This is a genomic window from Gordonibacter pamelaeae 7-10-1-b (assembly GCF_000210055.1).
GTDB lineage: Bacteria > Actinomycetota > Coriobacteriia > Coriobacteriales > Eggerthellaceae > Gordonibacter > Gordonibacter pamelaeae.
Map to the genome: position 1 here is coordinate 2534446 of NC_021021.1, position 22573 is coordinate 2557018.

Annotated in this window: 17 protein-coding genes; 3 read left to right on the forward strand and 14 right to left on the reverse strand. The window is 64.0% G+C overall.

From position 1 onward, the window contains the following. Positions 1-1142: hypothetical protein (locus GPA_RS11815; RefSeq protein WP_049784133.1), on the reverse strand; the 1142-nt coding region annotated here is incomplete at its 3' end. Positions 1143-1381: 239 nt separating this feature from the next. Here GPA_RS11815 and GPA_RS11820 point away from each other — a divergent pair. Beyond that, on the forward strand, positions 1382-4522 hold the full coding sequence (locus GPA_RS11820) for an ABC transporter ATP-binding protein/permease (RefSeq protein ID WP_015539999.1): 3141 nt from the start codon (positions 1382-1384) through the stop codon (positions 4520-4522). A 57-nt stretch (positions 4523-4579) separates the two neighbouring features. Further along, positions 4580-5185: a sugar O-acetyltransferase gene (locus GPA_RS11825; RefSeq protein WP_015540000.1), complete on the forward strand. Its 606-nt coding sequence runs from the start codon at positions 4580-4582 to the stop codon at positions 5183-5185. A 193-nt stretch (positions 5186-5378) separates the two neighbouring features. Here the strand turns inward: GPA_RS11825 and GPA_RS11830 are convergent, their stop codons facing one another. The 11 genes from GPA_RS11830 to GPA_RS11880 all read right to left on the reverse strand — a co-directional run bounded on the left by GPA_RS11830 (position 5379) and on the right by GPA_RS11880 (position 18589). Further along, on the reverse strand, positions 5379-6806 hold the full coding sequence (locus tag GPA_RS11830) for a glycosyltransferase family 2 protein (RefSeq protein ID WP_015540002.1): 1428 nt from the start codon (positions 6804-6806) through the stop codon (positions 5379-5381). Further along, entirely contained in the window at positions 6803-7918 is a 1116-nt protein-coding gene (locus GPA_RS11835) for a HEAT repeat domain-containing protein (RefSeq protein ID WP_041239560.1), read from the reverse strand. The genes GPA_RS11830 and GPA_RS11835 overlap by 4 nt, the downstream gene beginning before the upstream one ends. After that, positions 7915-10149, reverse strand: coding sequence for a hypothetical protein (locus GPA_RS11840; RefSeq protein WP_197533098.1), 2235 nt, complete (start codon positions 10147-10149; stop codon positions 7915-7917). Before GPA_RS11840 ends, GPA_RS11835 begins: the two co-directional genes overlap by 4 nt. A 12-nt stretch (positions 10150-10161) precedes the next feature. After that, positions 10162-11751 (reverse strand): CotH kinase family protein, encoded by a 1590-nt coding sequence (locus GPA_RS11845; protein ID WP_015540003.1) that lies wholly within the window; start codon positions 11749-11751, stop codon positions 10162-10164. A gap of 10 nt (positions 11752-11761) precedes the next feature. Further along, positions 11762-12445, reverse strand: a complete 684-nt coding sequence (locus GPA_RS11850; protein ID WP_041239561.1) for a DUF4956 domain-containing protein — start codon at positions 12443-12445, stop codon at positions 11762-11764. Between the two features lie 12 nt (positions 12446-12457). Further along, positions 12458-13153, reverse strand: coding sequence for a polyphosphate polymerase domain-containing protein (locus tag GPA_RS11855; RefSeq protein WP_041239562.1), 696 nt, complete (start codon positions 13151-13153; stop codon positions 12458-12460). A 226-nt stretch (positions 13154-13379) separates the two neighbouring features. Then, positions 13380-14273, reverse strand: a complete 894-nt coding sequence (gene nrfD, locus GPA_RS11860; protein ID WP_015540004.1) for an NrfD/PsrC family molybdoenzyme membrane anchor subunit — start codon at positions 14271-14273, stop codon at positions 13380-13382. Between the two features lie 6 nt (positions 14274-14279). After that, positions 14280-14822: a 4Fe-4S dicluster domain-containing protein gene (locus GPA_RS11865; protein WP_041239563.1), complete on the reverse strand. Its 543-nt coding sequence runs from the start codon at positions 14820-14822 to the stop codon at positions 14280-14282. Beyond that, entirely contained in the window at positions 14822-17023 is a 2202-nt protein-coding gene (locus GPA_RS11870; protein ID WP_041239564.1) for a molybdopterin-containing oxidoreductase family protein, read from the reverse strand. Before GPA_RS11870 ends, GPA_RS11865 begins: the two co-directional genes overlap by 1 nt. Positions 17024-17073: 50 nt before the next feature. After that, positions 17074-17754 (reverse strand): molecular chaperone TorD family protein, encoded by a 681-nt coding sequence (locus tag GPA_RS11875; protein ID WP_015540007.1) that lies wholly within the window; start codon positions 17752-17754, stop codon positions 17074-17076. A gap of 73 nt (positions 17755-17827) precedes the next feature. Continuing rightward, on the reverse strand, positions 17828-18589 hold the full coding sequence (locus GPA_RS11880) for a ferredoxin-like protein (RefSeq protein ID WP_015540008.1): 762 nt from the start codon (positions 18587-18589) through the stop codon (positions 17828-17830). Between the two features lie 387 nt (positions 18590-18976). Between GPA_RS11880 and GPA_RS11885 the strand changes: the two genes are divergently transcribed. Next, the gene (locus tag GPA_RS11885; protein ID WP_015540009.1) at positions 18977-21115 is read left to right on the forward strand and encodes an aldehyde ferredoxin oxidoreductase; all 2139 of its coding nucleotides are present in this window, start codon (positions 18977-18979) and stop codon (positions 21113-21115) included. An 84-nt stretch (positions 21116-21199) separates the two neighbouring features. Here GPA_RS11885 and GPA_RS11890 read toward each other — a convergent pair whose 3' ends face one another. Both GPA_RS11890 and GPA_RS11895 read right to left on the reverse strand, forming a co-directional pair. Continuing rightward, entirely contained in the window at positions 21200-21658 is a 459-nt protein-coding gene (locus GPA_RS11890) for a hypothetical protein (protein WP_049784134.1), read from the reverse strand. Between the two features lie 138 nt (positions 21659-21796). Then, a complete protein-coding gene (locus tag GPA_RS11895) occupies positions 21797-22381 on the reverse strand; it encodes a hypothetical protein (protein WP_015540010.1) in 585 nt (194 codons plus the stop codon). Positions 22382-22573 lie beyond the last annotated feature (192 nt).

The following is a 22573-nucleotide window of genomic DNA, read 5'->3' on the forward strand; positions in this document are numbered from 1 at the left end:
GCCCGCCAAACCTCGCCCAGCAGCACCGCCGCCAGGTAGGCCACGAGCAGCACCAGCGCGAACCCGCGCGAGGCCTCCGGCCCCAAGAGCTGGAACGTCAGCATGCCCAGCGCCAAGCTGGCCGCGCAGCTGGCGCAGAACGCGGCGAACATCTTCGAGAACCCCACCTCGGAGCTCTTCGCCGACCAGAACAGCACCACGAGACCCAAGACGTTGATCGTCGCAACGCCCACGTACGACAGCACCGAGAGCACCATGCCGTCCACGCCGGGGAACAGCCCCGACAACAGGGGGCTGGCCAGCATCAAGGTCGCCGCCACGGGGAGCGCCACGCGGTAGAACGCCTCCAGCATGCCGCCTTGGGGCTCGCGCACCCGCACGGCGACGCGCCATACCACCACGGCCACCAGCACGTACGCCAAGAGCTTCGGCACAATGCCGGAGCCCAGGCCCGCGGCCAGCGACCAGAACGTCAGCCCGATGACGAAGAAGTTGAACATGAGGCCCACCACGGCCGCCCATCCCTGGCGCATGACCTGCCAGATGGACACGTACGGCACCCACCGCTCCTCGCGGTCGCGCAGCCCGGCCCTCACCTCGTCCGCGCGCACGATGTCGCTGGCCAGAAGCGGCAGGCCGCCGCTCAGCACCAGCACGATGAGCCCCAGGCAGAACAGGAAGGGCGTCCCGGCGTGCACCATGGCGAACCACCACAGCGACGACAGCAGAAACGACAGTCCCGTGTTCAGCAGCGCGCCTTGGAACGTGAAAGAACGGTAGAAGCGCCCCCATTGTCGCAACAGGCACGTCAGGCCGAAGCCCAGCAGCGCGCCCGAGCACACGGACACCATCGGCGCCGGCAGCGCGTCCAGCAGCAGCGCGAAGACGATGCCCGCCCCGGCGCTCGCCAATCCCACGCCGATAGACCACCTTCGCTGCTCATCGTCGTGCGCCGACACGGCCACGGCCAGGCAAAGCGCCGCCGCCCCGCCAAGGAACGCGCAGACGAACAAGTCGGCGGCGCCGGTCTTCTCAAGCGCGAACAGCAGGATGTTGTCGGCATGCAGGCACAGGGCGATGCTCGCAAGGACGCAGGACAGCGCAAGGCTCACTGGTGACCATGCGCGCGCGAGTGCCTTCATCGTGACGTTTTCCTTCCTCCATTCGAACCACACATTATAAGGCAAAGCGGCAACGCGCCCGGGGGCATTCCGAAATAGGCCCGGCAGAAACCGCTCGTCAAAGGTAACCGTTCGGTAAACTCGGTGAAGATTGAGGATTCTCGCCGCAAGGAAGCAGGAGAATCGACCATGATTGACGAACCATCAACCATTGCGTTACACCTGCGCTTCCTTGGCGAAGCGCGCCCGAAAGGCACCTCATGCTGCAACTGCTCAATATATGCAAGTCCTACACCACCGCCGATTTCACCCAGACCGCTCTCGACAACGTGTCCGTGTCGTTCCGCGACAACGAGTTCGTGGCCATCCTCGGCCCCTCGGGCTCGGGCAAGACCACGCTGCTCAACATCGTGGGCGGCCTCGACCATTACGACTCGGGCAACCTCGTCATCGACGGCATCTCCACCGACGAGTACAAGGACCGCGACTGGGACGCCTACCGCAACAACCGCATCGGCTTCGTGTTCCAAAGCTACAACCTCATCCCCCACCAGACGGTGCTCTCCAACGTGGAGCTGGCGCTCACGCTGTCGGGCGTGTCGCGCGCCGAGCGGCGCGAGCGCGCGGTCGAGGCCCTGAAGAAGGTGGGCCTGGGCGACCACGTGAACAAGAAGCCGAGCCAGCTCTCCGGCGGCCAGATGCAGCGCGTGGCCATCGCCCGCGCCCTCATCAACGACCCCGAGATCCTGCTGGCCGACGAGCCCACCGGCGCGCTCGACTCCAAAACCAGCGTCCAGATCATGGACCTGCTCACCGAGATCGCGAACGATCGCCTGGTCATCATGGTCACGCACAACCCCGAACTCGCCGAGCAGTACGCCACGCGCATCGTGAACCTCTCCGACGGCGTCATCCGCAGCGACACCGACCCGTTCGTCCCCACCGCCGAGGACCTGCGCGAAAGCGAGAAACCCGCGCGCCGTACGAGGATGTCGTTTTTCACCGCACTCGCGCTCTCGTTCAAGAACCTCATGACGAAGAAGGGCCGCACGCTCATGACGGCGTTCGCAGGCTCCATCGGCATCATCGGCATCGCCGCCATCCTGGCGCTGGCCAACGGCGTGAACAACTACATCAAGTCGGTGGAGGAGGAGACGCTCTCCGAGTACCCGCTGCAGATCCAGAGCACCGGCTTCGACATGACGTCGATGATGTTCGGCGCGGCAGGCGAAAGCAGCGAGGCATCGGGCGACGCCGCGGACAAGCCCGAGGACTCCGTCCACGTGGTGGAGATGGTGTCGAACATGGTGTCGAGCATCGGTTCGAACGACCTGGCCTCGCTCAAGAAGTACCTCGATTCCGGCGAAAGCGACATCGACCAGTACACGAACGCCATCGAGTACACCTACAACGTGGCTCCGCAGATCTACAGCTCCAACACCGGGAAGCTGCGCCAAGTGAACCCCGACAAGTCGTTCTCGGCGCTGGGCCTGGGATCGTCCACCAGCTCGAACAGCCTCATGTCCATGTCCATGAGCACCGACACGTTCTACGAGATGCCGAGCGATCCGGACCTCTACCAGAACCAGTACGACGTGAAGGCCGGGCGCTGGCCCGAGAGCCCGAACGAGGTGGTGCTCGTGCTCACCGGCAACGGCGGCATGAGCGACCTCATGCTGTACACGCTGGGCCTGCGCGATCCCGCCGAGCTGGACGATATGGTGAAGAAGTTCGCCGCCGAGGAGGAGATCGAGGCCCCCGCCGATATACAGGACCCCTCCTACGAGGACATCCTGGACGTCTCGTTCAAGCTGGTGAACGCCGCCGACTACTACCAGCGCGACGACGAGTTCAACGTGTGGAAGGACAAGACCGACGACACCGACTACATGCGCGAGCTGGTGAAGAACGGCGAGGACATCAACGTGGTGGGCGTGGTGCAGCCGCGCGACGACGCGACGGCCACCATGCTGAGCTCGGGCCTGAACTACCCCGCCTCGCTGACCACGTACGTGATCGACCAGGCCGCGAACAGCGCCATCGTGAAGGACCAGCTGGCGCATCCGGACACCAACGTGTTCACCGGCAAGTCCTTCGACGACGAGGAGGCCGACGAGAGCGGCTTCAACATGGAGTCGCTGTTCACCATCGACGGCGACGCCATCCAGGCCGCGTTCACCATCGACCAGAGCAAGCTGTCCGTGGACATGTCCAACGCCCTGAACCTCCAGGGCAGCCTGCAGAACATGCCCGCCGTCCCCGAGCCGAACATGGACGAGATAGCCGGTTCGCTCAATATCGATCTGCCGGTCGATCAGGTCAGCACCCTCATGTCCAACCTTATGGAGGGTTATGCGGGCTACCTAAAAGGCTTTTATGAAAACAATTCCCCCTTGCTGCCCGATGGCAGCGCCAATCCATCATACGATCCTAACGCCACGCCGAAGAGCGCCCAGGAATGGATGAGCCAGCCCGAAATTCAAGCCCAGATCATGGCCGGCGTACAGGGCATGATCGATCAAGACGCCCTCAAGGCTCAGCTGGCAACCGCCCTGCAAAGTTACGTGCAAACCACCATGACCACCTACATGACGGCCATGGCGAACGAACTGCAAGCCCAGGTCACCACTGCATTGCAGCAGTCGATGAACCAGATGGCGAACAACATGGCCTCCGCCATGTCCATCGATCCCGACAAGTTCAAAGACGCCTTCCAGATGAACATGAGCGAGGAAGACCTCGGCGAGCTGATGATGTCGCTCATGAGCACCGAGGAGGCCTCCTACGACAACAACCTCAAGAAGCTGGGCTACGCCAACCTCAACAAGCCGGGCGGCATCGACATCTACCCCATCGACTTCGAGAGCAAGGAGAAGGTCATCCAGATCCTCGACGGCTACAACGAGCGTATGACCGCCGACGGCCAGGAGGACAAGGTCATCACCTACACCGACTTCGTGGGCACGCTCATGTCCTCGGTCACCGACATCGTGAACATGATCAGCTACGTGCTGGTGGCGTTCGTGGCCATCTCGCTCGTGGTGTCGTCCATCATGATCGGCGTCATCACCTACATCAGCGTGCTCGAGCGCAAGAAGGAGATCGGCATCCTGCGCTCCATCGGCGCCAGCAAGGGCGACATCAGCCGCGTGTTCAACGCGGAGACCATCATCGTGGGCTTCACGGCCGGCGTCATCGGCATCGGGCTGACCACGCTGGCCTGCATACCCGCCAACGCCATCGTGTACTCGCTGTTCGACGTGGCGAACGTGGCCTCCCTGCCGTGGCAGGCGGCCCTCATCCTCATCGCCATCAGCGTGTTCCTCACGTTCCTGGCCGGCCTCATCCCCTCGAGCGCCGCCAGCAGGAAAGACCCTGTGGAGGCGCTGAGAAGCGAGTAGCTGACAGGAGGGCGGCTTGGAGTCGCCCTCCCCCTCTTCGGAGAAAGGAGCTCTCGCATGGCAAGCCAGAACGAAGCCCGGAACGAGCACGATCGCATGCTAGCCGGGGAGCTGTACGATTGCGGAGATCCGGCGTTGCTCGCGCGGTGGCATCGCGCCAAGGATCTCACGCGCGCCTTCGCCGAAACAGCTTCGGAGGATACTGCGCGCAAAGAGGCCTTGCTGCGCAAGCTTCTGGGCGGCTTCGGCGAAGGCCTGTGGATCACGCCGCCGTTTTTCGTCGATTACGGCGGGAACATCTTCTTCGGCGATAATTGCGAAGTGAACCTGAACTGCACGTTTCTTGATGCCAATGTCATTCGCATCGGCGACAACGCGCTCATAGCGCCGAACGTGCAGATTTACACTGCCTTCCATCCCACAAACGCCCGCGAACGATTCGGCGCTCTGCATGCGGATGGCGGCATCGCGTTCTGCAAAACGCAGAGCGCGCCGGTGACCATAGGGAACAACGTGTGGATTGGCGGCGGAGCCATTATCCTACCCGGGGTGACCATCGGCGACAACGTGGTCGTTGGGGCCGGCAGCGTGGTCACGTGCGACATCCCCGCGAACATGGTTGCTTATGGCAACCCTTGTCGCGTAGCGCGAGAGAACAACTGACTAATCCCGCCATCTGGGAATCCCGACTGGAGGGCACGGGGCCACCAACAAACAGAGAGCAGCAGGCACTCGGTTCAAAACAGCCCCAGCTCGCGCGCTTTCAGCACGGCATCGGGGGCGGTGTGGACGCCCAACATGATGCTGGACTACCTGGGCGTGCTGCTCGATGCGAAGGCGGCGGCCGCACACACGCTCAGTTCTCGGCGTCGATCTTCTGGCGCTTGATGCTGCCCCAGCGGCGGTCGCTCCTACGGTAGCCCAGCAGCGCGAACATACGAGTGGTGGCCAGGACGAACCGCAGCACCGTCACCTCGAAGAGCGACAGCAGGAGCGCCTTCGCCACGTCGCGCAGCGAGAGCTTGAGGTCGCGGGTCTGCACGCGCGAGAAGAACGCCGTGAGCGACATCACCGCCCCGAACACCGCGTAGATGCCGAAGAACATGAGCATGAACGGGATGTTGATGAAGTTGAATGCCACGGCCAGCACCACCGTGAGCAGCCCGAACAGCTCGATGGCCGGCGAGAGCAGCTCGTAGATCAGGAAGTACGTGTACGAGAAGAAGCTCACCAGCCCGAAGCGCAGGTTGGCGAACATGCGCCAGTGCTTCGTCATGGTCTCGAACAGGCCCGTGTGCCAGCGGCGGCGCTGCCGCACGAGGTCGCGCAGGGTCTCGGGCGCCTGGCTCCAGCAGATGGCGTCGGGTGCGTACTTTATCAGGTAGTCGTGGCCGTTGGTGCGGCAGAACACGTGCAGCTTCGTGACCAGCTCCATGTCCTCGCCCACCGTATCCAGGTCGTAGCCGCCGCACGCGATGGCCAGGTCCTTGCGGAACAGGCCGAACGCCCCCGAGATGATCAGGTTACCATTGAACTGGTCGAACAGGATGCGCGCCGACAAAAACGAGCGGTCGTACTCCAGCACCTGCATGGCGGGGATGATCTTCTTCGGCAGCGAGTAGTTGGTCAGGCGGCCGTCCTTGATGCGGATGCCGTTCGAGATGCGCACGAGCCCGCCCACGGCCACCACGTTCTCGTGCTCCACGAGCGGCGCGGACACTTCGCGCAGCGAGTCGTACTGCAGCACGGAGTCGGCGTCGATGCAGATGAAGTAGGGGTACTGCGAGGCGTTGATGCCCATGTTCAGGGCATCGGCCTTGCCGCCGTTCTCCTTGGAGATGAGCGTGACCGGCACGCGCCCCACACGCCCGTACCATACGCCAAGCTCGGGTGCGCAGGGCACCTGCCGGCGGATGGGCCGTTCGATGGGATGCAGGCCGAAGGCGTCCACCACCACCTGCGCGGTATCGTCGGTGGAGCCGTCGTCCACGACGATGACCTCGTACAGCGTGTAATCGAGGTTGAGCAGCGAACGCAGCGAGCTCTCCACCGTCACGCTCTCGTTGTGCGCGGGCACGATGATGGTGATGGGCACGTAGCAGTCCACCTCAAGCGTGCTCTTGTAGTGCGCCTCGCGTTTGCGACGGTACAGGATGGACGATCCCACCGTCACCGACAGGAACAGGAACGTCGAGTACCCGATGAGGTACAGCACGAAGAACACGCCTACGAAGTACAGGAACCCCTGCACGAAGGACGCCGCTGTCACGGTGGTGGCGATCATGCCGGCCCCGCCTCCTTCCGCTTGCGCTCCTCCGCCTCTACGCGCCTGAGCTCCCAATGGTAGGCGAGCATGTCGCGCGCATAGGCATCGGACCCGTTCACGACGTCGTCCAGGTCCTCGAGCGTGAGGCCGTAGTCGTACAGCGTCCTCGCCGCGTTGTTGCGTACGAACCACGACGGGCTGGACAGGCACCCTTTCAGCACCTCGACAGCTTCCATGCCGGGATAGTTCGACAACGCCGTAGCCGCGATGGCCTGGTATTCCCAGCGCGCCGGATCGTTATCGGAGGCGAGCTTGAGCAGGTCGGCCTCGGCGGCCGGCCAGCGCCGGCGCATGAAGTAGCGGATGCACGCGAGGCGCACCTCAAGGTCCTCCCGCTCGTCGCGCATGAGGGAGAGGACGACGTCGAGGTCACCGAGGTCCGCCATGCGCAGGTAGTTGACGAGGGCCGCGACGGTATGGGGGCTGAAGCGCCCGACGCGCTCCTTGAGCTCGGCCTCCAGCTCCGCCGCCTCGCCCGCGAACGCGAGCGCCGCCTCCGTGACCAGCTTGGGGCTGTGGAACTCGCCGTCGCGCTCGAGCGTGGAAATAGCCTCGGCCAGCGCACGGGCGCTTCCCATTTGCGAAAGCGCCTCCAGCGCGTTCTGCCGCGCATAGAACGACCCTTCGCGCACGTAGCGCAGGAGCGCCTGCTCCACGGTGTTGCCGGCCGGGCGTTCACGGTACCAGCGCTTCACGATGTAAGCAAAGTAGGCGCGGTGCAGGTCGTCCTTTTTCGCGAAGAGGTACGTGAGATGGTCGAACACCGTGGCGATGCCGTGCAGGTAGCGCTCGCTCTTGTCGGGATCTTCGCGCAGCAGGTGCCCCATGGTCAGGTCGAACGACTCCATGCCGGCCATTCGGCGCATCGCGCGCTCGAGCGTGCGCTTGTGATCCTCGGTGGGAAACTCCGCGTTGCGCTCGATCTCCTGGCCCAGGAGCACCGCGAAGCGCTTCGTCCGGGCGTCGAACCGCTTCGCGTGCACCTTCTCGTAGGCTAGGTAGCCGAAGTTGAACACGGTCATCATCACGCTGATGAACAGGTAGAACGCTATAAGCCACTCGATCTTCACAACGCGCCGTCCGCCCCGGCGGGGACCGCTTCGTCGGCCCCCGCGTCCACGCGCCACAGATCCTCGGGCGCCACGCCCTCGGCCCACATGCGCTGCACGACGTAATAGCTCTCTTTCAAGCGCTCGCGGTACGTCACCTTCGTGCCCCAGCCCTTGAGCGGCTTCTCGAACAACGGGATGGCCTGCCCGTCGGAACCGTCGCCCACGCCCACGTACATGCGATCGATCTGCATGTTCTCCACGCCGTAATGCTCGTAATAGTCATCGTGGATCTGCATCTCGGAGGGGTTCGAGAAGTTTAGCAGCTGCCACGGCAGCTTGATCTCCACGAACCCATCGCCATAGCAGAAGTCGGCCATCGAGTCGAAGGCCTCGTGCGAGGGGTTCGCATCGCCGTAGGTGAGCTTGCCGGTCTCGTAGGTTTGGAAGAAGAACTCGTTCTCGCCCAGGTTCATGTCCTCGACGATGGCCTGTTCGAGCTGCGTGTAGTCGGTGAGCGTCTGCAGGACCAGATCGATGTGCTTGAACGTGTCCGTGTCGGGGGCAGGCGGGGAGACATAAGGGTCCTCTCCCGTCGTCGCCAGCAGCGACGTGGCGCGCATGACCTCATAACGCTCCTGCACGAGCACGCGGCTGTCGTCTTGCCCATCGAGGACGACAAGGAAATCCGAGGCACGCTCGAACGACACGGCAGGGTCGGCGCTGGCCGTGGAACCCGTCTTCTGGGTCGTGTCAATGGGCAGGTACAGCTTGGAACCCGGTCCGACGTCGTCTCCACGTACCATGAAGTAGAGGAACTTCTCGTCATACTTCATGGATAGGGTACGGCCTTCGGATTCGCCTATCACATCGTCGTCCGCCCACTCCTCGTCGTCGCCGTCAACGTAGCTCACGCTGCGCTCGTTGCCTGGATCGAACGACAGCAAGCCGAAGAATTGCTCGTTCGTCTGGTAGTCGCTCCAATACGGCGTTTTCAATAGGTCGACGTTGGCCATGGTGTTCCACGTTCGCTTGAACCACTCGTCCTGCCATGAGAATATGATGCTGCCCGCGCATCCGGCATCCATGATGTTCTGGTAGCAGCGTGCGATAGCCTCCCCCTGCTCCAACTCGCTCATGGCCCCTTGGTTGCGATTCGTGTTCGCGTCGATCTGTGCCACACCGCGCGAGGTGGGTACGCCGAACTCGGAGATGACAACGGGAATCGAATGATGCTCGTTGATGAGCTTCAGGTAGGTGTAGTAGGTGTTCACCTCTCCTTGCGGATCGGTACTGGTGTAGTATTCAGCCAGGTTGCGCAGGTAATCGGGATAGTATGGATAGATATGGTATGAAGCGAACATGCCCGACAACACCGCGTCGCTGGCAACAATGTTCTCCACATCGACGCTTGCATACTTCTCGTAGAACGTTTTGAGGGCCTCGGGATAGTCGAAGGGATCTGTGGTGGGCCAGTTGCTGAAAGCCACCAGACGCTGCTCTTTGTACCGCGTTGACTCGTACTGGAACGCCTCGTCGCCCGCCTCGGCGAGCATAGCCTCGAAAGGAGTCGCATCGGCCGTCGTCTTAAGGTACGCGCCCTCGTACACGCTGCGCCCGACTTCTTCGAGGTCGGTGTAGGCAACCGTACGCGCTTCCCACTCGACGCCCAGCAGGTACCCGAGTACCCACGGCGAAACGTCCTTCGTGTAGCTGCCCGTACCGGACAGATGCCCCAGTTCGATCAGACGCTGTCCATGAATGACGTCGATCACCGTACGGATATCTTCTTTGAAACGTGTAAGGTACTCTGCGTTGAAAGCGTCCATGTGGGAATTCTGCACGTAGTCGTCGATCCATACGCCATGAATGAGGTAAAGCGGATCGGGATTGTCCTTGTTGAACTCGTAGAACGCCTCGTAGAAGTCCGTTCCCAAGAGGATGTACACGCGGATGGTATTGGCGCCCATGTCCTTGATCTGCTGGAACCACCGCAGGTACGTCTCCTTGTCGATGGCGTAGTCGGTGGCGAAGTGGCCGGGGATGCCCGCACCTAGATCCACGCCGCGAATCTCGAACTCCTCGAGTCCGTCTCCTTGGTTGACGTAGATGGTTTTCCCGTCTTGCACCGTCCAGGTTTCGACCGGCTTGTCGGGATCAAGATCGATGAACACTCCTTCGTAGAAGTAGGCGTACAGCCCGAGGGCCGCAACAACGAAGATGCAACAGCATGCCACGATGAACTTCTTCACACAGCCCCCTTCCTAATGGTTGTACTTCTTGTTGACCGACTCATGCGAGAGCTGGCGCAGGTTCTCGATGTTGCGGTCCATCCAAGCCCCGCGCTCGACGATATAGCTTTTCAGCTGCCCGACCGCCTCGTCAAATGAACCAGGGTTGCGCTCTTCGGGGAAGAGCTTCTCGTCGTCATGGACCGCTCGCGCGTCGAACGAGTATCCCCACACCGTGTAATTCCGCTCGATAGCGGGTCCCAAATAATCGATAGTCTCGTCGATCATCGTCAGCATCCGCTCGTCGGAAAGCGAGTCTTCGCGCAGCTCGCGGTAACGGGCGATCACTCGATGAACGAACGCTTCATCTTTGTACAACATGTAAAAGACGGGCTTCGTATTAACGAAGAACCCCATGTCGGACAGATCGCTGTCCATATAGTTGTTGAACGCGTTGTTGAAATCCCACACGGGGCCGGCGCTGAGCTTGCCGCGCACATCCTTATAGAAGTAGGTAGAGTAGGAGCCTGCATCGATATTGCCGGTGAACTCGTTGATGACCGCGTAATCGACGAACGTTCCCACGTCGATGAAGTTCCAGTATCCGTAGGATGAAGTGTCGTAGTCGTAGGAATACAGCGCTTTCTCGAACGCGTTGATGTCTTGCTCGATCCACGCAAACTGCTCCTCCGTGATGATGCGCTGCGAAGGGTAGGTCACCTCGAGCGGAGCTCCCCGGGTGATGCGAATCACGTTCAGGAAGTCATAGACGTTCGTCGCGTTCGTGGCATCCTCCCAGTCGCGGCTCACGATGTAGCTTGTGGCAGCGGACTTCGGATCGGAATCGGTAAGCGCCACGCGATCGTCATCGTGCTTGACCGACTCCATAAGCAAGTAGACGCCCTGGTACTTCCCGTCGATGAAGAGCTCGCAAAAGCGTACGTCTGGCGTGTAGGGCATGATCTCGCCCGCGATGTTCATGGAAAGGTAGTTGCGTATCATGGTTTTGTCGAGGAAGGGGCCGTTGAGCACCCACTCGTTGTCAGCACCCATGTCGAGCACATCGAGGTTGCGCGCGGTGAGGCGGTCTTGTTCAGTGAAGTGGACAAGATAACTTTTCTTATCGAACAAACGCGACGAGTGTCCGCGGATGCGCAGCTCGGCCTGCGTGGAGAGCACGGCGGCATCGCTCAAGCGGTTCGCAGCACCATCGTTGCTGAACAGCGAAAACGAAGTAGGAATGGTGGTACTGCCGTCCGCAGCGAGCGTCACGGGGCCCGCATGCTCGTCTTCCGCAACCGTTGCGTCTGCAGCTTCGGCCTCGACTGCGGCGTCTTCGGTGGAGATTACCCGCTCTCCAGGAATCTCCTGCTCGCCGGTGTCGATGCTCACCACCGGCAAATGCGAGGCGAACGTTGCCGCGTCGATGTTCGTGCCGGATGCCGCAACTCGGTCGGCTTCGGGAAGGTCGGCCAGTTGCTGGGCCTTCTCATGCTGGTGGTAGCGCTCGGGAAGGTCGGTGCCGCCGCTGTCCGTCAACGTGCCCACGACGCCCGCCGCCACGACGGCCACGATGGCCGCCATGGCTATGATCTGGTATTTCCGCCCTCGCAACGCCTCCATGCCCTGCGCGCTAGCTGCCGATCTCGTCGTTTTGGGCCACGACGTTCACATACTCCACGCCGCCGAGCGCGTACAGCTCCTCGGTGATGGGGTGCTCGGCCTTCTTCTGCGCGCGCTCCAGCATGCCGCGCGACAATTCGAACATGAATTCGACGGCGTCCTCGGTGGTGTTCTTCACGCGCTGCACGGCACGGCCGCCGAAGTACTCGTACACCTTGCCCTCGACGGGCAGCTCCTGCGTGCGCGCGGCGCGCACCACCAGCAGCGTGCGCACGTCGTTGCGCACGCGCCCCAGGATAAGCATCACCACGAACACGGCCACGCTGCCGATGGCCGCCGCCATGAACATGCCCACGCCGCAGCAGATGCCGCAGATGATGGCCCAGAAGATGTAGGTGGTGTCGCGCGGGTCCTTGATGGCCGTGCGGAAGCGCACGATGGACAGCGCGCCCACCATGCCGAGCGATAGCGCGATGTTGTTGCCGATGACCGTCATCACCGTGGCCGTGAGGATGGTGAGCGTGATGAGGTTGATGTTGAACTTCTGCGAGTAGATGGTGCCCGCGTGAGAGATCCAGTACGACACGAAGATGGCCAGGCCTATCACCACCGACACGCCCACGCGCAGCAGAAGGTCCTCCACCGTGGGCGCGCCTGTGGTTCCCTGGAACAGTTGGTACAGTTGCTCTTTCACGGTCTCTCCTCTTTAAAACTGGTACGCCATGCGCACGCTGCGGGCGAGGCAGTATTTGCTCACCGACAGCTCGCTCTTGTCCACCATGTTCAGCATCGACCGGATGTAGCTGAGCAAAAAGCCGTCGAACTTCACTTCCAGCACCACGTTGAACGGGTCGAACACCGGATACAGGGGCAGTTTGGGGTCGAACAGGCCCTGGTTCAGCTCCGTCGCGCGGATGTTGCGGTCGAACGTCACGCGCGTCTTGTTCTCCTTCGCGATGAACGCGGTGCGGTCGTACTCCACGATGGCTTTCGGCCGGTAGCCGTTGATGCTCATGAGCGCGTGGATCTCGGCTGCGAAGGGCTCAGGTCGGTCGAGCAGCCCGTCGAAATCGCCCTCGATGAGCCGGCGCGCCTCGGCCCGCATCAAGGGCAGCGAGCGTTTGCGCTGGTTCTCGCCTTGCTTCTGCTTGAGCTCCAAGAGCGCGAAATCGGCCGTGGGATCGTATACGCGCAGCCGCACCTTGCGGCGGGGATCGGTGCCGAACAGCTTTTCGGCGAAGTCACGGTCGTGCAGCGTGTCGAAGTAGAGCGAGCGCACCGGGTAGCCGTGCGAGCCGTTGTGCAGATCGCCGGGCACCACCTGCGACAGCAACCCCTCGAGCTGCTTCGCGCTCGCCATGTCGACGAGGAACTTCTTCTCTTTTCGGCTGACGTTCCTCACGTTAGCTCCCGTGCTGCTACCCCTTTTCCGAATGATTGACCAATTATACTCCTGGCTGACGTTATTCCTCGATTGCAGAACGCTTCAACTTGCGGATGAATCTCTCCCCTACCTCTATACACAACAAGCGCGGCGCCCCTACCTGGGACGCCGCGCTTGTTTACGAACGAGCACCTTTTCTCCGCAAACGGCTTTCAGCTGGGGCGCGGGGCACGGTGCCTTCTCCTTACAGCATGGGCACCGTGATGGTCACCGGCAGCGCGGCCATGACTACCAGGAAGCGCAGCAGGAAGCCGCCCACCAGCACGCCGGCGTCGGAGCCGAAGCTGATCCAGTGCGCCTTGCGGCTCTCCTCGAACTCCTTCGGGCTGAAGAACAGAAGCCACGTCTCCAGCGCCGTGGGCAGCACCAGGCCGATGAGCACCAGGCCGATCCAGAACAGCGGCGCGTAGGAGCCCACCAGCAGGCTCATGACCGAGTTCCAGCCGGCCACGGAGTTGGAGCTGGTGATGAACATGAGCGCGGCCACCAGCACCAGCTCGATGATAGGCAGGCAGAAGTGGAATTTCTTCAGCACGCCCACGCGGTTGAACTCGTCAGCATGCCGGATGACGGCCACCAAGAGCACGCTGGCGGCACCCGCCGACACGGCCGACACCAAGAACAGGATGGGCAGAAGCGCGTTGTTCCACAAGGGGAACGTCTTGCACACGCCCAGGAGCGCGCCCGTGTAGGCGCCCACGCACACCGCGAACACCACGCCCACGATGTCCAGCCACACCGGCACCGACTTCTTCAGGAAGTCCAGCACCACCACGACCAGGGCCACCACGGTGAAGCCGCCCAAAAACACGACGCCCCACGTCATCACGGAGCCGAAGTTGGTGAGCAGCAGCGCGAAGCGCAGCGGGTTGTGCAGGCCGCCCTCGGCGTCGAACATGAGCAGCACCAGGCCCACGATGACCGCGATAGGGGCGATGAGGTGCCCCACCTTGCGCATCGACACGGCCTCGGGATGGCGCCAGCCCAGGAAGGCGGACGTGATGAACGCACCGCCGCCCAAACCGGCGAGGAACAGGTACCATGCGATGATGGCGCCCCAGATAGGTTCGAATGACATCGCTCATCACCTCACGTAGAATACTTTGGATTTGGTCAGGTCGCCTGCGATAGGCTGGGCGTTCGTCGCGGCGATCTCCTTCGAGATGTCGCTGGCGGGATCGTCCAGGTCGCCGAAGATGCGCGCTCCCGTGAGGCACGCCTCCACGCACGAGCACATCTTCGTGCCGCTCGTCTCGGCCGACACGGTGCAGAAGCGGCACTTGTCCACCGTGCCCGTCTTCTCGTTGTGCACGCGCACCTGGTAGGGGCAGGCGGCCATGCAGTACTTGCAGCCGATGCAGCGCCCCTCGTCCACGCCCACGATGCCGTCGGCGCCGATGTAGGCCGCGCCCGTGGGGCACACGGCCGCGCAGGGGGCGTCCTCGCAGTGCATGCACTGCAGCGGCACCGTCTCGATGGCCACGTTCGGGTACGTGCCCGTCTCGTGCTCCTCGTAGCGGATGAAGTCCTGCGTGGGCAGGAGGTCGTTCTGGCGCTGGCAGGCCACGCGGCACGCGTAGCAGCCGATGCATTTCTTGGTGTTGATGAGCATTCCGTAACGGGCCATTACGCACCTACCTTCTTAACGGTCACGACCGCCTCCTGCGTGCATGCGCCCCCGTAGGCCGGCTCCAAATGGAACGGCACGAAGTCCATCTGGCGCAGGCCCACCTCGTAGGCGGTGTGCTGGTCAGGCGACGAGCACCCGTAGTGGCTGGGCATGTACAGCGCCGTGGGGTTCATGCGCTGCGTCACCTTCGCGCGGACGCGGCCCGTGTGCTGGGTGTTCGACACCTCCACCTCGTCGCCGTCCTCGATGCCCAGGCGTCGGGCCACGTCGGCGTTGATCCACACGCGGGTCAGGTCGTAATCCTTCGTGATCTGCATGAGGTCTTCGATGTTCGCGGTCTGCGTGTGGCTGTGGATGGCCTGCTTGCCGCCGATGAGCCGCAGCTCGTCGCCCATGGGCATGACGGCCGGCTCCACCCACACGGGCGCGGCCGACAGGCCCGCCTTCTCGCATGCCTCGCTCGTGAACTGCACCTTCTCGGTAGGCGTCTTGAACTTCGGCGCCGTGCCGTAGGCGAACTCCTTCTCGGGGAAGTGCGCCGTGCCCGTCTGCTTGAGCGCGTCGAGCGAGAGGCCCACCGTCTGCAGCTGCGCGTCGGCCAGCTCGTCCACGCCGAAGCGGAAGTACTCGCCCACGCCGCACGCCTCGGCCAGCTCGGAGAAGATCCGGTCGACCGGCCTCGTGTTCGGGTGCACCACGTCGATCACCTGGTCGCGCAGCGCCACGGCCGGAACCTTGCCGCCGATGAACTCGGGCAGCTCCAGGCGCTCCAGGTAGCTCGTGTCGGGCAGCACGTAGTCGGCGAGCATCGCCGTCTCGGACATCTGCACGTCCACGACCACCATGAGGTCCAGCTTACCCAAAAGCTCGGCCAGCTTCGCCGTGTTCGAGTAGCCGGCGGCCATGTTCGAATTGTAGAAGAACATGCCCTTCACGGTGCCGTCCTCCGCGGCCTGGGCGGCGGCGAGGTTCGTGCCCATGCTCGACAGCGCGAGCGGGTACTCGGCCGCGCCCACCTGCTTACCCTCGGGCTTCTTCGGGTCGGCGAAGCGCTCGTCGGAGAGCTTGCCGGCCGACACGCTGGGCGTGAAGAGCGCGCCGCCCTTCTGGTTCCAGCAGCCCAGCAGCGTGTTGAACAGGCAGATGGCGCGCGCCGTCTCGCCCGAGTTCTCGTACGAGCAGCCGAACGCGCCGCGCCAGCTGGGCTCGATGGAGGCCGCGGGGGCCGCCTCGGCGAACTCCATCGCCAAACGCGCGATGGTGTCGGCCGGGATGCCCGTGACGCCCTCGGCCCACTCGGGCGGGTACTCCGCGAGCTCCTTGGCCCACTCGTCGAAGCCGACGGTGTTCGCAGCCACGAACTCCTTGTCGTAGCGGCCATGCGTCACCAGCACGTTGCTCATGGCCAGCACGAGCGCCAGGTCGGTGCCCGGGTTGATGGGCACCCATTCGTCGGCGAACACGCGGCTGTTGTTGCAGCGCGGGTCCACCAGCACGATGTGCGCGCCCTTCTCGTGGGCCTTCTGCAGCGCGACCACGGAGCTGGGGCGGATGGCGTCGGCGTAGCTGCGGCCGATGAACATGGTCATCTTGGAGTTCGCCACGTCGGACGAGTAGCTGCCCGTGCCGATGGCCTGCGTCATGCCGCTTTCCTTGGACAGGTTGCAGGCGGCGCCGTGCGTGTACACGTTCGCCGACCCCAGCGCGTTCATGAAGCGCTTCGTGTAGTACTTGCCGCTGGGACGCGGATCCTGCACCATCGCGAGCGCCTGGGGGCCGTCGGCGTCGATGATGGCGCGCACCTTCTCGGCGATCTCGCTGTAAGCCTGGTCCCACGAGATGGCCTCGAACTTGCCCTGGCCGTTCTTCTTCAGCGGGTCGGTGAGGCGGTCCTCCGAGTAGGCGATCTGCGAGTAGCCGTAGCCGCGGGCGCAGAGCTTGCCCTTGGAGTAGGGGTGGTCCGTATCGCCGATGAGCTTCGTCAAGCGGCCGTTGACCACGTAGGCCGTGTAGCCGCATTTGCTCGAGCAGGCGTTGCACAGCGTGTGGACGGTCTTGGTCTCGCCGCCTCCCGATGCGTCATCAGCATGCGCCTGCTCCCAAGCGTCGAAGCCCATATAGCCGGCCGCTGCCGTGAGCGCAACCGCCCCAGCGCTGCCAGCCAGGAAGCTTCGCCTGGTTATAGCGTTTTCTGACATAGCTGTTTCCTCTCTGTATGCATGCACGTGAGTTCTCTTATCGTCGGCACTCATGCGACCACCGCATCGGCGGTCGTCTGCTGCGCGCGGATGGCCAGGATCACGTCGACGAGCCCGATGTAGAAGCGGGCGTCGTCCTCCAGGGCCAAGAGCCGCATGCGGTACGCGGTGAGCCAGGCGAAGCGCTCCGCGAGGAACTGCCGGGCCTCCTCCCGCATGCCGGACCGCAGCATCACGGCCACGAGATCGAGCTCGAGCGCCAGGTGGTCGGGGCACGCCGCGAACGCGGGCGGTACCTCCATGCCCAGCCGCTCCACCAGCTCGCGCAGGTAGTGTGCCGAATCTCCCAGGTACAGCCCCTGTTGCTGCGAGAACGGGGCGGGCGCGGCCCCTGCGGACCACGTGCGGTAGAGCGACTCCACCGGCACGGCGGACTCGGGGAGCCCTCCCGTGAAGTGGCGGGCGGCGAAGGCCTGCTTCTCTTCGTACGTCGGCGGTGCGAACAGCGCGTTCACCTCGCCCGACGACAGGAACTCCTGCAGCGGGCAGCGCTTGCGCGCCCGTGCGGCAGGGGCCGCCTGCACGCCCAGCTCCGCATCCTGCATGGCGCGGCGCGCTCCGTCGAGGAAGTCCGACCACAGCGAGCTGCCGGCCAGCTGGTTCCACGAGCTCTCGTCCACCGGGCCGAAGCACTGCGCGAGCACCGAGAACACGGCCTCGTCCTCCATCATCGCCCTTCCTCCTTTCCGCTCTCTCCGCTCCCTGCGCCGCCTGCGCGGCGCGCGGGGGCTGCACCGGGCGTCATCACGCCTGCACGAGGGTCGTCGTCCTCACAACGCCCTGATCGATGACCTTCTGCGCGATATCCTCCCAGTCGATGAACTTGATGGCGCCGTTCGGGCACTGCTCGGCGCAGCGGCCGCACGAGATGCACTTCGTGGACACGCCCGTCTCGGAGTCCACCACCGGCATGTTCCACGGGCACGCCTGGCTGCACATGCCGCAGCCGATGCAGCGGTCGGCGTCCACCTTGCGCGCGCCGGACTTCTCGTCGGCGTAGATGGCATGGACCGGGCAATAGTTCATGCACGCGGGGTCCTCGCACTGCTTGCAGTGCTCCACGGTGAACTCGCAGTTGCCGTAGGCGCCGTCGGTGCTGCCCACGTTCGTGCCGAAGTTGTAGTTGGGCCACACGCGCACGCGCGCGATGTGCTGGCAGACGCGACCGTCGTTCTTCAGCGTGCAGGCCATCTCGCAGCGCTGGCAGCCCGAGCAGCGGGCGCGGTCGGTCACGATCATCTTCGTCGGGGTCGTGCGGATCTCTATGCGCCCGGAGGCGATGGACTTCGACGTGACGCCCCACGAGGCCAGCACGCCGCCCACCACAAGGCCGGCCACGCCGCAGCCCGCCATGGCCAGCACGCTGCGTCGCGTGAACGTCTTGCTCTTGTGCTCCCCCTCGCCTGGCACGTTCTCGGGCGCGGGCGCGGTTCCGGTCGTTGCAGGCGCGCCGCTCGGAACGCCCTGGTCCTCTGAGGTGTTCTGGTGCAGATTGGAATCTGACATAGCCTGGTGCTCCCTCCCTCACGAGAGTTCCGTGAGTGTCGTTTCCGTATGCCTCCCCCGCCGACGCGCTCGTGCTCGCTCGTCTTGCCGCCGTCGCCTTCGCGCGGCGGGCGTGCGCCCTCGGGGTGGCTGCGCTCGGCTCGCTTCCGATTCGCGGTACCACACAACGCTTGGAAGTATGCCGTGCGCGCGGTTGGCGCCCTCCCCTCTTTGAGGGAATTCTGCTTCCTGAACGGCGATTTTGCGGAATTACCCCCAAAGAGGGTATACCCTGGGCGCGCGGGTCGGCATACTGGCGGCACGATGATTGTTGTCAGCGCTCGCATCGCGGCCGACGGTTCCCACACAACACGAACCAGTAGTCTATCCAAGATTTGGAGATGCAACATGGCTGACGAAACATCGTACGGATGGGCCGGTAAGATCCTCCGCGTCAATCTGAGCACCGGCTCGATCACGACGCAACCGACCGACCCCTACAAAGAGTATATCGGCGGCATGGGCCTGGCGAACAAGATCATGTTCGACGAGGTTCCCGCCGGCACCGATCCCTTCTCCCCCGAGAACAAGATCGTCTTCGCCGTGGGCCCCCTCACGGCCTCCGGCGTGCCGCTGGCCGGCCGTACCACCATCTGCTCGCTGTCCACATTCTCGAAGGACCACCTCATCGTCGACGCCCACTGCGGCGGCATGCTGGGCGCGAAGATAAAGCTGGCCGGCTACGACGCCATCGTGGTGGAGGGCGCCTCCAGCAAGCCCGTGTACCTGAACATCAAGAACGACCAGGTGTCCATCAAGGACGCCGCCGGCGTGTGGGGCCTGGGTACCCGCGCCGCCACCGAGGCGCTCTGCCGCAAGGAGAGCGTGCAAGCCTGCGTGGCCGCCATCGGCCCCTCGGGCGAGAACCTCACGCCGTACTCCTGCATCATCAACTCGCGCAACCACTCCGCCGGCGCCGGCACGGGCGCGGTCATGGGCTCGAAGATGCTCAAGGCCCTCGTGGTGGAAGGCGACGGCTCCGTGAATGTGAAGGACCCGCAGACGGTGGCCGACCTGTCCGACTACATGCTGCGCGAGATCATCGGCTCGAACAACAACCACGTGGTGCCGTCCACCCAGCAGGAGTGGGCCGAGTACTACGACAAGGGCTCCCGCTGGACGGCGCGCAAGGGCCTGTTCTGGGAGGCCGCCGAGGGCGAGCCCATCGAGACGGGCGAGCCGAAGCCCGGCGAGATCAACACCGTGGGCTACCGCTGCATGAAGTCCACGAAGGACCTGGGCGAGGCCGCCTCGAAGTACACCATCAAGATGAACGGCTGCCACAGCTGCCCCATCCACTGCTACTCCGACCTGCGCGTGGAGGGCACGAAGGAGACCACGGGCTACGAGACTGCCGGCAACACCTGCGCCGCGAACTTCCCCGTGAGCGTGTACATGGAGCCCTTCCTGAAGATGGGCCTGAAGGACGACGGCGACCTCTCCATCCTGTGGGACACCACCACGTCCAACACGATGGACAACCTGGGCCTGTGGTGCAACTACGCCCAGCTGTACCGCGACATCGCCTACTGCCATGCCAACGGCGTGTTCAAGCGCGTGCTGCCCGAGGCCGAGTACGCTTCCATCGACTGGGGCAAGTTCGACGCCGACCGCCGCGACCCCACGGTCATGATCGAGATCCTCACGAAGATCGCGCAGAACGACTCCGAGATCTCGTATTTGGCGCACGGCCCGTACGTGTGGTGCGAGCGCTGGAACGAGCAGGCGTGGTTCGACAACGCGAAGTCCACGCTGGTAAACTACCGCGGCTGGCCCGTGCACCACTCCATCGAGTGCTTCGGCCAGGTGGGCGCCGTGTACAACATGATGTTCAACCGCGACGACATGATCCACTCCGCCGTGAACTTCCAGGGCTGCGGCCTGCCCTTCGAGCTGAAGCAGCAGATCGCCGAGGAGGTCTGGGGCGGCGCCGACGCCATCGACCAGGACAAGAACTACACGCCCATGAACGACCACAAGGCGAACTTCGCCTGGTGGAGCCTCGTGACCGACGTGCTGCACGACTCGCTGACGCTGTGCAACTGGGTGTGGCCCATGACCATGAGCCCCACGAAGGCCCGCAACTACCGCGGCGACCTTGACCTGGAGGCCAAGTTCTTCAAGGCCGTGACCGGCGAGGACCTGACCACCGACGACCTGTACCAGGCCGGCGCCAAGATCATGACGCTGCAGCGCGCGAACACGGTGCGCGGCATGACGAAGGCCGACGGTACGCTCGGCAACAACGACCTGCGCGCCGACCACGACGTGATCACCGCCTGGGCCTTCGACAAGGACCCGGACAAGCAGCCGTTCACGGAGGGCACCGACAAGATGGATCGCGACGACTTCCAGACGGCGCTCGGCATGGTGTACGGCAAGTTCGGCTGGGACGAGAAGCTGGGCTGCCCCACGGCCGCCTGCCTCGACGAATACGGCATGGCCGACGTGAAGGAAGAGCTCCAGTCGCTCAACCTGCTGCCGTAAGCTGACCTACCCCGGCAGGCGCCGGCCTTCTCTCCCCTCCCCTTTTCCGGCGCCTGCACTCACTTATACAGGCAGAAGGGTCTGTCACGAGGCCACTATATCGGTTCCCAGCTCGGCCCCGTTCAGGGGCTGCGAGGGGTCGTCCAGGCTGAACGTGGCTATCTCGACCGTGATCGGGTACGTGCCGGCGTCGAGCGTGCGGTTCAGGCGGATGCTCGGGATGGCCTGCCCGGGCGGCACCAGCCCGGATTGGTACAGGACCTCCCCGCCGTCGGACAGCTTCACGGTGAACCGCATGTAGCAGGGGTTCCCCTCCGTGTTGATGAGGGGCACCTCCACGGTGTCCGTTCCCGCCTTCATGTCCCAGTCGGAGTAGGTGGGTATGCGGATCCTCCCCCGCTCTCCCCCGGGGTTGTCGTACCCGGGGATGCTGTACGAGGTGGCCGAGGGGTCGATGCCGTCGCCGTCGCCTTCCGGCTGCGCCAGGAAGACCGCTGCCGCCACCGCTGCGGCGGCGAGCGCCAGGAAGACGAGGAGGGCCAATACCCGCCTCTTCCTCCACTTTGAATGCCGTTGGTCTGTGGTAAGGGCGTCGTTCAACTTCGGTTTCGCCTTTCTGGGTCGGAGCGCCGCCATCCCTCCGCGAACGCGGCGGGATGGCGGGTCGGTCGGGGAACGAGCCTACGGAATGGGGGTCGTGTTGGAGGCATCGTAGCTGAAGGTGAGCGTGTCGGTGTGCGAGCCGCTCTCGCCGGCGTCGCCGACGCGCTCGGCCGTGCCCACAGCCGTGTGGTCCGTCTTGGTGAACTTGCCGATGACGGTTTTAGTCTGGCCCACGTTCGTGTCGAACAACTGCTTCGTCACCGCCGCGCCTTCGTAGGAGATCTTGTAGGCGACCGGGTCGAGGGGCGCCGCAGCCTTCTGGAGCTGGAAGCCGTTGGCGGACTGGAGGCTGAGCTCCACGCCGCCTGTGGGGAAGTCCGCCTCCGGGATCTGGTCGACCGAGCCGCCGGGGGTCATGTTGCACAGGTTCACCGACGCGTCCACCGTCACGCTCTTGTCGTGGCCGAAGGGGATGGCGGTGGGGATCTCGAAGCCCCAGCCGTTGGTGCCGGGCACCTGCTGCGAGGACGAGTACGTCACGTTCGTCGTCCCGGTTTTTTCGTCGACGGCGAACGCCGGGACGGCGGAGCCGGCGGCCAGCGCGGCGGCGCAGGCTCCCGCCAGCAGGATCCTGCCCATGTTGCGGTTCGTCTTGATTCTCATGCTTCACTTCCTTTCGCTCGCATGCCCACGGGCATGCACGTTGCTTGCCTCGGGGGCCGGCTCTTCGCCGGACCCCTGCCTATGCGTTCACGCGCTTTCGCGCGGTTGAACCTTCGCCTTGCCGCCCGCGTCGCTGCGGGACGCGCATCGCGCGGCGCCGTAGGCACAGAGGGCCGCCAGCGCCAGCGCGCC

What these genes read in the sequence shown, in the direction of transcription:
- GPA_RS11820 (WP_015539999.1), top strand. Translation starts at nt 1,382, where the DNA reads ATGCTGCAACTGCTCAATATATGCAAGTCCTACACCACCGCCGATTTC.
- GPA_RS11825 (WP_015540000.1), top strand. Translation starts at nt 4,580, where the DNA reads ATGGCAAGCCAGAACGAAGCCCGGAACGAGCACGATCGCATGCTAGCC.
- GPA_RS11830 (WP_015540002.1), bottom strand. Translation starts at nt 6,806, where the DNA reads ATGATCGCCACCACCGTGACAGCGGCGTCCTTCGTGCAGGGGTTCCTG.
- GPA_RS11845 (WP_015540003.1), bottom strand. Translation starts at nt 11,751, where the DNA reads ATGGAGGCGTTGCGAGGGCGGAAATACCAGATCATAGCCATGGCGGCC.
- nrfD (WP_015540004.1), bottom strand. Translation starts at nt 14,273, where the DNA reads ATGTCATTCGAACCTATCTGGGGCGCCATCATCGCATGGTACCTGTTC.
- GPA_RS11865 (WP_041239563.1), bottom strand. Translation starts at nt 14,822, where the DNA reads ATGGCCCGTTACGGAATGCTCATCAACACCAAGAAATGCATCGGCTGC.
- GPA_RS11870 (WP_041239564.1), bottom strand. Translation starts at nt 17,023, where the DNA reads ATGTCAGAAAACGCTATAACCAGGCGAAGCTTCCTGGCTGGCAGCGCT.
- GPA_RS11875 (WP_015540007.1), bottom strand. Translation starts at nt 17,754, where the DNA reads ATGATGGAGGACGAGGCCGTGTTCTCGGTGCTCGCGCAGTGCTTCGGC.
- GPA_RS11880 (WP_015540008.1), bottom strand. Translation starts at nt 18,589, where the DNA reads ATGTCAGATTCCAATCTGCACCAGAACACCTCAGAGGACCAGGGCGTT.
- GPA_RS11885 (WP_015540009.1), top strand. Translation starts at nt 18,977, where the DNA reads ATGGCTGACGAAACATCGTACGGATGGGCCGGTAAGATCCTCCGCGTC.
- GPA_RS11895 (WP_015540010.1), bottom strand. Translation starts at nt 22,381, where the DNA reads ATGAGAATCAAGACGAACCGCAACATGGGCAGGATCCTGCTGGCGGGA.